Origin of the sequence: Polynucleobacter brandtiae, assembly GCF_002797575.1 — a bacterium.
Classification (GTDB): Bacteria; Pseudomonadota; Gammaproteobacteria; order Burkholderiales; family Burkholderiaceae; genus Polynucleobacter; species Polynucleobacter brandtiae.
The window spans coordinates 243,930-256,198 of record NZ_PGTX01000001.1; the positions used below are offsets into that span (position 1 = coordinate 243,930).

Sequence of the window (12,269 nt, forward strand, 5' to 3'; positions counted from 1 at the left end):
CCTAAGAAAGTACACATGAACATCGCTACCGCTTTAAAACCCAATCAAGCCGAGGTGGTTTATGTTGTAGATGATGATGAGGCAGTTCGTGACTCCCTCACTTGGCTCTTGGAAAGTAATGGCTACTTGGTTCGCTGCCATGCGAGTGCTGAACGTTTTTTACAGTCACTGCAAAGTACCGATAAATCAACTATCTCATGCGCAATATTGGATGTGAGAATGCCCGGCATGTCGGGTCTTGAGCTTCAAGAGCGCTTAATAAGCGAGAATCTACCAATGCCCGTTGCATTTATCACCGGCCACGGAGATGTATCCATGGCTGTTTCAACGATGAAGCGCGGCGCCGTAGACTTTATTGAAAAACCTTTTAAAGAAAATGATCTCTGCCTCTTGGTTGATCGGATGCTTGCAAAAGCCCGTATTGATTATGCGCAAGCAAATCAACGTAAAACAAACAACAGTTTACTTAGCAAACTTACTGGGCGTGAGCGCCAAGTTCTAGAGCGTATTGTTGCTGGCCGTTTAAACAAACAATGTGCAGATGATCTTGGAATCTCTATTAAAACAGTAGAGGCGCATCGCGCTAATATTATGGAGAAGCTAAATGTCAATACCGTTGCCGATCTCCTGCGCTTGGCCTTATCCGATCCACAGTCTAATTAATTTTTCTTATGCCCGCTCAATTACTTGATGGAAATGCTCTATCCAAAAAAATTCGCTCTGAAATTGCAGCACGCACCGCTATCGTCACTGCAAAAGGAGTTAAACCAGGTCTAGCTGTCATCGTAGTTGGCGAAAATCCAGCAAGTCAAGTTTATGTCCGCAATAAAGTAAAAGCCTGTGAGGATGTGGGCTTTTATTCAATATTAGAGCGATACCCTGAAGCTTTTACTCAGGCGGAACTACTAAATCGTATCGCCGTTTTAAATGCTGATCCCGATATTCATGGGATATTAGTACAGCTGCCCCTGCCGATCCATATTGCCTCCGAGAAAGTGCTTGAGGCTATTGCCCCAGAAAAAGATGTGGATGGCTTTCATGTAGCAAATGCTGGCGCCTTAATGGTTGGTCAACCCGAATTCAAACCTTGCACGCCTTATGGGTGCATGAAGATTTTAGAGAATATTGACTACCCCATTCGTGGCGCTCGTGCCGTTATAGTTGGCGCCTCCAATATCGTTGGTAAGCCCATGGCAATGTTGTTACTACAAGCAGGTGCGACGGTGACTATTTGTAACAGCAAAACTCGAGATCTAGCCCACCACACTAAAGATGCTGATATTTTGGTGGTGGCTACTGGCAAACCCAAAATGATTACTGGTGATATGGTCAAAAATGGCGCTGTTGTCATTGATGTAGGTATCAACAGAACGCCTGATGGCAAGCTATGTGGCGATGTTGACTTTGATGCCGCTCAGTATGTTGCAGGCTGGATTACCCCCGTTCCGGGCGGTGTTGGGCCAATGACCATCACAATGCTGCTGATGAACACCTTAGAAGCCGCTGAAAAGTACTCAAAAGCATAAAGTTCTAAGGGAAATTATCTCCCTTTGTTGGTAAATTTTGTAGCAGTCCATTAAGCTAGAGGGATGACTACAATCACCACACATTTTCTTTCACCTGAATTACAGGCAAATCCTTTGATTTCATTTGGCAGAGGAATTGTTAATTATCGCGATGTAAAGCCCGAGCATATTACACCGGGCATTGGCCTCCTTCTAGAGAAAGCACAACTAGCAGTTGATCATGCCATTCAAGAGTCAACGCCAGCCACATGGAATGCTCTGGTTGAGCCCTTAGAAGACGCAACTGAATCTCTTAGCCGCTCCTGGGGTGTCATATCCCATTTAAACAGTGTTGCCGATACCCCAGAGTTGAGAGAAGCTTACGGCGATATGCTTCCTAAAGTAACCGCTTTCTTTTCTAGCCTTGGTCAAAATTTAGCGCTTTATGAGAAATTTAAACTATTAAGCCAGAGTCCCGAATTTACATCTCTAAAGGTAGACCAGAGAAAAGTCATTAACAATTCTTTAAGAGATTTTCATCTAGGTGGCGCTGAACTTGCAGATAAAGATAAGCCACGTTTTGCACAAATTCAAGATCAGCAAGCTATCCTAGGAAAAGTATTTTCAGATCACGTGCTTGATGCAACAAATCACTTTACACATCATATTTTAAATAGAGAAGAATTGATCGGACTACCTGAGGATGCTGTCGCAGCAGCGGCTGATCTTGCAATACAAAAAGATCTACAAGGGTGGGCTTTTTCGCTGCATTTTCCTTCCTACTACCCCGTGATGCAGTATTCAGAAAATCGTTCATTGAGACGTTTGATGTACGAAGCTTATGTCACTCGATCCTCAGAGTTGGCGCCCCAGTATGGCCAAGGAAAATTAGAGTGGGATAACGCTGAAAATATGTTGTTACAACTGCGCCTGCGCAACGAAGAAGCGCAGATGCTGGGGTTTGAGAACTACTCCTCGCTTAGTCTAGCTCCAAAGATGGCGCGGGATGTTGAGGAGGTGGATCGCTTCCTGAGTGATATCGCAATACGCTCAAAACCATTCGCAGAAAAGGATTGGGCTGAATTACAAGCATTTAGCCATTCACAGCTTCACCTTGAAGACGGTTTGCAGCCATGGGATATAGCCTTTGCTTCAGAGCGCCTAAAACAAGAGCGCTATGCTTTTTCTGAAAATGAATTGAAACAGTACTTCCCACTACCCCAGGTTTTAAAGGGCTTATTTGGCGTCATTCAGACTCTATTTGGTGTTCGTATTGAAGCGACTGATTTACCGACCTGGCATGATGATGTACAGTCCTTTTCAGTCAGCGATACTACCGGAAGCATTCTGGCCTATTTTTATTTGGACCCCTACTCAAGGCCTGGTAAGCGTGGCGGTGCTTGGATGGATGACGCAAGGGGTAGACGGTTGCTGGCTAATGGAGAAATCCAAATTCCGATTGCGTATTTGGTATGTAATTTTGCCGCCCCCATCAAAGTCGACGGCACGGTACAACAGCCAACGATTACCCATGATGATGCCATCACCCTATTTCATGAAAGCGGTCATGGCCTACACCACCTCCTCACTCAGGTAGGCGCATTGGGTGTGTCTGGTATCAATGGCGTAGAGTGGGATGCTGTTGAACTGCCCAGCCAATTCATGGAAAACTTTTGCTGGGAATGGGAAGTTTTAGAAACGATGGCTGCCCATACTCAAACAGGAAAGCCCTTACCTAGAACTCTCTTTGACAAAATGCTGGCTGCTAAGAATTTTCAAAATGGCTTGAGCACCTTAAGACAAGTTGTATTTTCATTAACGGATTGGCGTTTACATTCCAGCTTTCAGTCTGAGCAAGTCAAAAATTTAGCCGTGCTGGAGTTTTCTAAAACCATTGCCAACGAATTTAATGTCATTCCTCAGGCCGAGATTTCTCGCTGGCCAAATACATTTAGCCATATTTTTTCCGGTGGATATGCAGCTGGGTATTACAGCTATAAGTGGGCTGAAGTACTCTCCGCTGATGTGTATGCTGCATTTGAAGAGGCCGCCAAATTGAGTGGTAGCATTTTAGATGCGGAAATAGGGATTCGTTATCGCACCGAGATCTTGGAAGTAGGAGGGAGTCGGCCGGCCGCAGAATCGTTCAAAGCTTTTCGAGGTCGCGAACCCAGTATTGATGCATTACTTCGACATGGTGGACTAACGGTATAAAAGCCTACTGGTTAGGCCTGAATTTCAGCAATGATGGGGGCATGATCTGATGGCTGCTCCCACTTACGGGGCTCCTTATCGATGAGGCTGGCGCTGCATTTTGTTTTAAGGGCGTCACTTAATAAAATATGGTCAATACGCATGCCCGCATTTCGCCTGAAACCCATCATCCGGTAGTCCCACCAGCTAAATGATTTTGGTACTTGTTCAAACATTCGGAATGAATCCGATAAACCTAGATCAATTAAGCGCTGAAACGCTGCTCGCTCATCCACAGAAACAAGATTCTGTCCGATCCATTTAGATGGATCATGCACATCGATATCACTTGGAGCAATATTAAAATCACCCAGCAAGGCCAAACGGGGGTTGTTGGCCAATTCAACTTTTAGCCAGTTCTCCAGTGCTGTTAACCAGCCCAATTTATAAGCAAACTTATCACTATCCGGAGATTGCCCATTAGGGAAATAGGCTGATACCAATCGCAATGGCTGCAATCCACTAAAACAAACTGTGGCCGCCAAAATACGCTGCTGCTCATCGGCATTGCCGGGGATATTTCGGATGGGATTGATGAAGGTCGTCTCTATATCTGAGCTCATCGACGCCAATGCTGAGCGGCGAACAATAATAGCAACCCCGTTGTAGGTCTTTTGTCCGGCAACCAAATTAAGGTATCCAGCAGCCTCAAGCTCTCGATGAGGGTATTTATCATCTGACATCTTCAACTCTTGAAGGCAAAGAGCATCAATGGGCTTATCAGCCTTTGCTTGTTCACCGAGCCAACGAAGTACTTGTGGCAATCGCACTTTTAGTGAATTGACGTTCCAGGCTGCGATTCTTACAGATTTAGTCATTAATACCAAGTTCCTGTAATTTTCGAGTAATCGTATTGCGTCCGATGCCAAGGCGCTGGGCAGCCTCAACGCGTCGACCGCGAGTAACATCTAGGGCTGCCTGGAGCACGACTTTTTCAAACTTAGACGACAGAGCATCGTACACAGATACGACGCCATCTTGAAGCATTTGGGATGCTACGCGACTGAGCCCACTCTCCCAATCAGTAGGGAGCGATGAGGACGAAGTTATCTCACTAGACCCTGTAAGAGGATGCTCATTTGCTTGGGCCACAATATCGGCCGGCAAATCACTCGCACTAATTAAATTGGATGGAGTCATCACCGTTAACCAATGGCAGAGGTTCTCTAATTGACGAACATTTCCAGGAAAGAGCATTGCCGTGATTTCTTTCAAAACTTCATCAGATAATTTTTTAGGGGCAACGCTCAGAGCTTTTGCACATGACAGCATAAAATAATGGGCTAGCACTGGTATATCCTCAGCCCGCTCACGCAAAGGCGGCATACGCAGCCGAATAACATTTAAACGGTGCAGTAAATCTTCGCGAAAGGCACCTGCGGCAACCCGTGCCTCCAGGTTCTGATGTGTAGAGGCAATGATCCGCACATTGGCCTTAATAGGATCTTGGCCACCAACCCGATAAAAATGACCATCCGTTAGGGCACGCAATAATCGTGTCTGCAAATCTAAAGGAATATCGCCGATCTCATCTAAAAGTAGTGTCCCGCCATCGGCCTGCTCAAAGCGCCCGCGCCGTAGAGTCAATGCGCCTGGAAAAGCGCCACGCTCATGCCCAAATAATTCGGACTCCAATAAATCCTTGGGGACAGCAGTCGTACTAAAGGCCATAAAGGGCCCTTTAGCTCTTGGGCTATGCCTATGTAAAGCTTGAGCAACCAGCTCTTTACCAGTCCCTGACTCACCTGTGATGAGAACTGTGGAGTGCGATTGAGCAAGACGTCCAATAGCTCTAAAAACCTCCTGCATAGCTGGTGCTTGTCCAATAATTTCCGTGGCGTCCTGTCTCCAGCCATTCACTTCTTTGTTGCCTGACTGATTACGCTCGCCCTGCTCCATCCCACGACGAATTAACTCAATGGCTTTGTCAATATCAAATGGCTTAGTCAGATAATCAAAGGCACCGCCCTGAAATGAAGAGACGGCTGAGTCTAGGTCTGAGTAGGCCGTCATAATGATCACGGGCAAGAGCGGATGAGTCTCTTTGATATTCTGTAAAAGATCCAAGCCATTACCGCGAGGCATACGGATATCGGAAATAATAACCTGTGGCAACTCTTTCTCTAGAGCGCTTAAGACATCATTGGGATTAGAAAAACTCTTGTGCGCAATATTCTCACGGGTAAGTGCTTTCTCAAGCACCCAACGAATTGATTGGTCATCATCAACGATCCAAACGGGTTTCATAACGGCTTCTCCTGCTTACGATATGGGATTTGAATATGAAAATCAGTCCGACCGGGACTGCTGTCACAAGCTATAAAACCTTGATGCTGCTGTACAAAAGTTTGAGCTAAAGTCAGACCAAGTCCGCTACCGCCCTCTCGACCAGAAACTAAAGGAAAAAATATGCGTTCACGTATATCCTCAGGAATACCTGGGCCGTTATCAATTACATGCAAATCCATCGCCATCTTGTATCGATGTTTAGAAATCGTGACAGAGCGAGCGACGCGAGTTTTAAATTCAATCTGCGCTACACCCGCACTGATTTCATCTGCGAGAGCTTGAGCAGCATTATGAGCAATATTTAGAATTGCTTGAATTAACTGCTCACGATCCCCTAAAATTTCGGGAAGGCTTGTATCGTAACTACGAATGATCTTCAGACCCTTTGGAAACTCTGCCAAGACCAAACTACGGACTCTCTCTAAGGCCTCATGGACGTTAAATAATTCCATGGCATGCGCTTTGCGATGCGGGGCAAGTAGACGATCAACCAAGTCCTGCAAGCGATCAGACTCCTTAATAATCACTTGCGTATATTCGCGTAGACCTTTATCAGGAAGTTCAAACTCCAAAAGTTGAGCTGCACCACGAATACCCCCTAGAGGATTTTTAATCTCATGGGCTAAATTGCGCATGAGTTGCTTGTTTGCCTCAACCTGCTGAGTCACACGTTCATCACGCTCGCTGCGTAATTGCTGATCGATCGGGAACCACTCCATCATGATGAGCGATGGGTCCTCAAGACTAGCGACCACTACATGAGCGGGTATAGACTCCTGGTGAATACTTCCAGGCAATGAGTGCAGTACCATCTCTTGCCGCTCAGCAGAAAAATGCCCCGCTTTAATCTCTTCAATCATGTTGCTAAGAAAGGGATTGCTTCCAAATAAATCCTGAACGGATTGACCCTCTAATGATTTACGTGATAAGTCAAGGGCAGACTCAGCTGCTGCGTTTACATAGACTAAATGTAGATTGTTGGCCTCAAACACCACAATGGCATTCGGCATTTGGTCGAGCAATGTCGGAAAAAAAGGAGCAGCCGAAGCTGCCCCTTTTAGCGAATTGCGCAAAAGACCTGCGCTCAACTGTGCTTCTCGCTTACAGGGAGTAGTACATGTCAAATTCAATCGGATGTGTCGTCATGCGGAAACGAGTAACATCTTCCATCTTCAATGCGATGTAAGCATCGATCATTGAGTCAGTAAATACGCCACCACGAGTCAAGAACTCACGATCCTTATCCAAGGCTGCTAAAGCCTCTTCTAAACTTGCACAAACGGTTGGAATCTTTGCATCTTCTTCCGGTGGCAAATCATATAGGTTTTTATCTGCAGCTTCACCTGGATGAATCTTGTTCTGAACGCCATCCAAACCAGCCATCATCAATGCAGCAAAACAGAGGTATGGATTAGCCAATGGATCGGGGAAGCGCGTTTCAATACGACGACCCTTTGGACTTGAAACGTGAGGAATACGGATCGAAGCAGAACGATTACGAGCAGAGTACGCCAACTTTACTGGAGCCTCAAAACCAGGGACCAAACGCTTGTAAGAGTTTGTGCCTGGATTAGTAATCGCATTTAAAGCCTTAGCGTGCTTGATGATACCGCCGATGTAAAAGAGCGCAAATTCTGATAAGCCAGCATAGCCGTTACCAGCAAACAAGTTCTCGCCATTTTTCCAGATAGACTGGTGCACGTGCATACCAGAACCATTGTCGCCAACTACTGGCTTTGGCATAAACGTGGCTGTCTTGCCGTAAGCATGGGCAACGTTTTGAATGACGTACTTCTGCCAGATAGTCCAGTCAGCACGCTGTACTAATGTACTGAATTTGGTACCCAGTTCATTTTGACCTTGACCAGCAACTTCATGGTGGTGCACTTCAACAGGAATACCTAAAGACTCAAGAATTAAACACATCTCCGAACGCATGTCGTGGAATGTATCTACTGGAGCAACTGGAAAATATCCGCCTTTTTTACCTGGACGATGTCCTGGATTGCCGCCTTCGATTTCTGCACCTGAAGACCATGGAGCCTCTTCAGAATCTATCTTCACAAAGCAGCCCTGCATGTCAGCGCCCCAACGGACACCATCAAAAATAAAGAATTCTGGCTCAGGGCCAAAGTAAGCAGCGTCGCCTAAACCAGTGCTCTTCAAATAGGCTTCAGCGCGCTTAGCAATAGAACGCGGGTCACGATCGTAGCCCTTACCGTCGGATGGCTCGATCACATCACAAGTAATAACCAGTGTTGGCTCTTCGTAGAATGGGTCAATGTAGCAAGCAGTAGGATCTGGCATGAGCAGCATATCTGAAGCTTCAATACCCTTCCAACCTGCAATGGATGAGCCGTCAAACGCATGACCACTCTCAAATTTGTCTTCGTCAAAATGAGAAATAGGCACCGTTGTATGCTGCTCTTTTCCCTTTGTGTCCACAAAACGGAAATCTACGAAAGTACATTCTTTCTCTTTAACTAACTTCATCACATCAGCGACGGTCTTCGTCATGCAAATCTCCTCTATTAACTAAACGCGGAATTGAAAACTTGGGGATACACCCTTGTTTATTCCAGGCAACAAACATGCCCTTGGGGTGTATCTAATTTACTGAAGCAAACATTTGGGAATAATCATTATTGCACTGTTTAAGTGCTCAAATAAGCTATTTTGGACAAAAACTGCTCAATATTGCACCGATATAGTGCACTTAAGGTGGGGATAGATCATAAATTTCATAGCCCAGCGCTTCAGTGCCAGCACGAAGGGCAATCCATGCACTTTCCAGTAGGACGGTGTTGCCTTTAATGCCCAACTCAATATGGCGATCAGCGTATACCCCTCCACTAGTAGCATCACCAACGGAAGGCAAGCTAAAGACCTTTACCCCTGGAAAACTAGCCTCTATGCGCTCCATTAGCGGGGTTAATGTCGACTCAATCCCCTTGGGAACAATAAAGCTCCGCTCAGATCGATTATCTAGATGAAAAAGTGCATGGTAGTGATGATCCAAACACCAAGCCATCATTGGCGAGGCCATGACCGGAAAGCCAGGCAAAAAATGGTGATCCCGAATACGAAATCCAGGAATTTGATTATAGGGATTGGGAATAATCTCACTTCCAATAGGAAACTCGCCCATCTTGAATCGATGCTGATTCTCTGGCGTGTTGAGGTCCGCTTTAATCGGATCCCCTTCACTCATCGACTGAATACGACCAGCGATGAGCTCTTTTGCAGTCTGATGTAGCTCCGTTTTTGTGCCAAGAGCTAATGCAGCGCATTGCCTAGTATGGTCATCAGGGGTGGCGCCAATGCCGCCAGTGCTAAAAACAATACCGTTGCTTGCAAAAGTTTCTTTCAGGGTATCGATAATTTGCTCTGAATCATCAGCGACGTACTTGGCCCAAGATAAGCTTAGGCCCCGCTCGCTCAATAACTCAATCAACTTACTAAGATGTTTGTCTTGACGGCGCCCCGATAAGATCTCGTCGCCGATAACGATGAGACCAAAGCGTCTACTCGTAAGCCCGGAAACATTAGTCGACCTATTTTCCTTGGCATTAATCATGATCAATAAGCTCCATATTTATTACTCGTGCCTCAGTATTCAACGATCTCTCCTCTTCTATGACTCGTAGATTTTTTAACGCATGCAATAAAAAATGCGTAAACCATAGCCCTGCAAACACAAAAATAATGGAATAGATCCATAAAGCAATAAAACTCACTAAAGGGAAAAGTACTAAAGCCAAAGCTGAAGTAGCCCAGAAAAAAGTAGGCACAGCACCAAGCATCCCGGAGGCAATACCCATGCCAAATAACTGCCAGCGATGCTGATCAAGCAAAATACCCCGCTCTCGCTCACTTGCATGCTGAGCTAAAACGTCATATGACATTAAGCGCATTGTTAACCAGCCCCAAATTAATGGTGGTATGACTGCCACCATAGGAGGGATCCACCAAACAGGGAGCGTCAGCATAATCAAAGCCAAGGAAATCAGCATAGACCAAACAGAGTAGATGACACTCCCGAGGAGACTACCGCCATTTTTCTTCTCAATATTTTTATAGCTAGGCTGTCGCGAAACAGTACGTACTATTGCAGGGACCGTCGTGAAAGCAATCACCACCAATAAGCTGATGGCGATGAGCGGGATGAGCAGCATGACGAAAAATAGTGGTGCTATCCATGCCCTAGCATTTTCAAAGCCGGCCCAAATTAATCCATCCTGAATCCAGCTTGTGAATATTGATGAAGTTAAAAAAAGACTGAGGATCTCAAGAGCAGGTGCCCAGCTTAACCAAATGACAACTCCCCACAAAACCGAAACAATCAAAAATGGACGAAAGCTCAACCAGAGCATTCTGGGGTGCATCGTACCTACCAATGCAAAGCCTAAGGATTTAAGAACCTGCTGCATACTATTTAAGAATTCATTGAAGGGCTATGAGCGCTTTGGAAAGATCTCATGTACCGCATACATCAAGACCTGCCATTGCTGCTTAAAAATCTGGTGCGATACAGACATGTTTCTAACGCCTGTGGGATGGACTTCAGTTGAAAAAACTGCCGTATTAAAAAGCATGTCCCACCATGGAAACAATACCCCAAAATTGCATCCCCCCAAAACGCCTGGCTTACCCTTAGCCTCGTGCCCGTAGCCAACCGCGTGATGCAGACGGTGGAATAGCGGTGAAACAAGGAAGTATTTAAATTGTCCTAAGTGGACTTTGATATTGGCATGTTGCCAGCTTTGAATTAGCTGACTGAGTACCACTAGCAAGATAAACTGGCCAGGAGACACACCGATCAGCAGTGCGAAAAAAGAAAATACAACCGCGTGCATAACATCATCTAAAAAATGATTGCGATCATCTGACCAAGCGGTCATCACCGTTTGACTGTGATGCAAGGCGTGTAGCTGCCACCACCAATTAAACACATGCGAGGCTCGATGGTAGAGGTACTCAACAAAATCGAGCAGTACGAAGTAGATACAGAAACTGATCAGCGGAATAGCCGTCAGTGGGGGATACCAGGACTCCACATTCATCCTACTAAAGCGAAAATCATGTAGCAAGGAATCAATCTCAAAAAAGAATCCTGATAGGACTATAAAAATGAGACCATGAAAAATGCCTGATCGATGCAGCAAGGTATAGGCAATATCTGCTTTTGATGACTTTGAGAGACGCTCTTGGGTTTCAGCAGGCGCAAAACGTTCCCATGTACGCAGCACCACCACAATCAAGAAGATCTGAATACAGCCAAACAAAAACCAATCAATACCGTCAAAAACATCCTCAGCTAAAGCCATCAAGTCAAGTTGGTATAGCAATGGTCCAGCCACATGAGCAAACAACCATTCTTGAATATTTGCGTAAGTAGCAGAAATGCTTATGAGGAAAGAATTGAGCTCCATACCTTCAATTGTGACTCATTTAGCCTGATTTGGCAGCGTGGCAAAGCAAAAACCACGGTTCTTGAGGTTAATGATGAGTTGCTCTAAGACAGCAGGTGCCCAAGGGTCCTTTCTGGACCAAATTCCCAGATGCGCCATCGTAATATCCCCATCCTGAATTTGAGCGCTCGCCTTTGCCAGCAACATCTGGTTGGGGTGAGTTTGAGAGCTCAGCTCATCCCCCAAAAACCCTGCCGGGCTCCAACCTACATGGTGATATGAACACTGTTTGACCATATTTATGAGACGGGGAGATGTTTTACCACCCGGTGCCCGCCAAATCTTTTGGAGATCCACCCCAGTCAATGCCTTAAATCGATCATCGACACGCCGAATTTCACGACAATAGTTAGCCTCGTTATACAAAATAGTCACACCAGCTTTGGTGCCAAACTGAGGTTTTGCATAAACCTCACCCGCGGGGCCATCCTTAATAAAATAGACGTGATCATAGGTATGGCTTCCAAAGTGATGGCCTTCACGAACACGTTCTCGCCAATAGTCACCCCAAGAATCATCTAGCGAAAAGTCACCCCGATTGGTTTTCTCATTAGCCAGGAAAAAAGTGGCTTTCACATGCTGTCTATTAAGTACATCAGCAACCAATTGGGCTACCGACATATTGCCTGTATCAAAGGTGAGATAGACGGTATTTTTGCAAGAGCCCGTCTGCGCTAAACCCAGCGCAGAGAAAGACATGGCCCACAGAAATGCAGTCAGACGCACCAGAAGGCTGAGGCGCCACTTCACA

The 12,269-nt window shown here is 45.7% G+C and carries 11 protein-coding genes; 3 read left to right on the plus strand and 8 right to left on the minus strand.

What is annotated here, in order from left to right; translation table 11 throughout:
* Positions 1-15: 15 nt before the first annotated feature.
* From B0G85_RS01295 to B0G85_RS01305, 3 genes are all read left to right on the plus strand, one after another.
* Positions 16-663, plus strand: coding sequence for a response regulator transcription factor (locus B0G85_RS01295; RefSeq protein WP_100378634.1), 648 nt, complete (start codon positions 16-18; stop codon positions 661-663).
* An 8-nt stretch (positions 664-671) separates the two neighbouring features.
* Positions 672-1,526, plus strand: a complete 855-nt coding sequence (gene folD / locus B0G85_RS01300; RefSeq protein WP_100378635.1) for a bifunctional methylenetetrahydrofolate dehydrogenase/methenyltetrahydrofolate cyclohydrolase FolD — start codon at positions 672-674, stop codon at positions 1,524-1,526.
* 63 nt (positions 1,527-1,589) lie between these two features.
* Positions 1,590-3,719, plus strand: coding sequence for a M3 family metallopeptidase (locus B0G85_RS01305; RefSeq protein WP_100378636.1), 2,130 nt, complete (start codon positions 1,590-1,592; stop codon positions 3,717-3,719).
* Positions 3,720-3,730: 11 nt separating this feature from the next.
* Here B0G85_RS01305 and xth read toward each other — a convergent pair whose 3' ends face one another.
* The 8 genes from xth to B0G85_RS01345 form a co-directional block, all read right to left on the minus strand.
* Positions 3,731-4,576 (minus strand): exodeoxyribonuclease III, encoded by an 846-nt coding sequence (gene xth, locus B0G85_RS01310; protein WP_100378637.1) that lies wholly within the window; start codon positions 4,574-4,576, stop codon positions 3,731-3,733.
* Positions 4,569-6,005, minus strand: a complete 1,437-nt coding sequence (ntrC, locus tag B0G85_RS01315) for a nitrogen regulation protein NR(I) (RefSeq protein WP_100378638.1) — start codon at positions 6,003-6,005, stop codon at positions 4,569-4,571. Before ntrC ends, xth begins: the two co-directional genes overlap by 8 nt.
* The gene (glnL, locus tag B0G85_RS01320; protein ID WP_369405921.1) at positions 6,002-7,120 is read right to left on the minus strand and encodes a nitrogen regulation protein NR(II); all 1,119 of its coding nucleotides are present in this window, start codon (positions 7,118-7,120) and stop codon (positions 6,002-6,004) included. The genes ntrC and glnL overlap by 4 nt, the downstream gene beginning before the upstream one ends.
* Positions 7,121-7,148: 28 nt before the next feature.
* Positions 7,149-8,564: a type I glutamate--ammonia ligase gene (gene glnA / locus B0G85_RS01325; RefSeq protein ID WP_100378640.1), complete on the minus strand. Its 1,416-nt coding sequence runs from the start codon at positions 8,562-8,564 to the stop codon at positions 7,149-7,151.
* A 199-nt stretch (positions 8,565-8,763) separates the two neighbouring features.
* Positions 8,764-9,624 carry a competence/damage-inducible protein A gene (locus B0G85_RS01330; RefSeq protein ID WP_100378641.1) on the minus strand — a complete coding sequence of 287 codons (861 nt, stop codon included), beginning with the start codon at positions 9,622-9,624 and terminating at the stop codon, positions 8,764-8,766.
* A complete protein-coding gene (locus tag B0G85_RS01335) occupies positions 9,617-10,477 on the minus strand; it encodes an EI24 domain-containing protein (protein WP_100378642.1) in 861 nt (286 codons plus the stop codon). Before B0G85_RS01335 ends, B0G85_RS01330 begins: the two co-directional genes overlap by 8 nt.
* Positions 10,478-10,501: 24 nt before the next feature.
* Complete coding sequence (locus tag B0G85_RS01340) at positions 10,502-11,479, minus strand: sterol desaturase family protein (RefSeq protein WP_100378643.1); 978 nt, start codon at positions 11,477-11,479, stop codon at positions 10,502-10,504.
* Between the two features lie 15 nt (positions 11,480-11,494).
* Positions 11,495-12,268 (minus strand): polysaccharide deacetylase family protein, encoded by a 774-nt coding sequence (locus tag B0G85_RS01345; RefSeq protein WP_232725886.1) that lies wholly within the window; start codon positions 12,266-12,268, stop codon positions 11,495-11,497.
* Between the last annotated feature and the right edge of the window lies 1 nt (position 12,269).

Coding starts and splice junctions, on each gene's coding strand:
- glnA (WP_100378640.1), bottom strand. CDS start 8,564: ATGACGAAGACCGTCGCTGATGTGATGAAGTTAGTTAAAGAGAAAGAA.
- ntrC (WP_100378638.1), bottom strand. CDS start 6,005: ATGAAACCCGTTTGGATCGTTGATGATGACCAATCAATTCGTTGGGTG.
- B0G85_RS01295 (WP_100378634.1), top strand. CDS start 16: ATGAACATCGCTACCGCTTTAAAACCCAATCAAGCCGAGGTGGTTTAT.
- B0G85_RS01340 (WP_100378643.1), bottom strand. CDS start 11,479: ATGGAGCTCAATTCTTTCCTCATAAGCATTTCTGCTACTTACGCAAAT.
- folD (WP_100378635.1), top strand. CDS start 672: ATGCCCGCTCAATTACTTGATGGAAATGCTCTATCCAAAAAAATTCGC.
- xth (WP_100378637.1), bottom strand. CDS start 4,576: ATGACTAAATCTGTAAGAATCGCAGCCTGGAACGTCAATTCACTAAAA.
- B0G85_RS01330 (WP_100378641.1), bottom strand. CDS start 9,624: ATGATTAATGCCAAGGAAAATAGGTCGACTAATGTTTCCGGGCTTACG.
- B0G85_RS01305 (WP_100378636.1), top strand. CDS start 1,590: ATGACTACAATCACCACACATTTTCTTTCACCTGAATTACAGGCAAAT.
- B0G85_RS01335 (WP_100378642.1), bottom strand. CDS start 10,477: ATGCAGCAGGTTCTTAAATCCTTAGGCTTTGCATTGGTAGGTACGATG.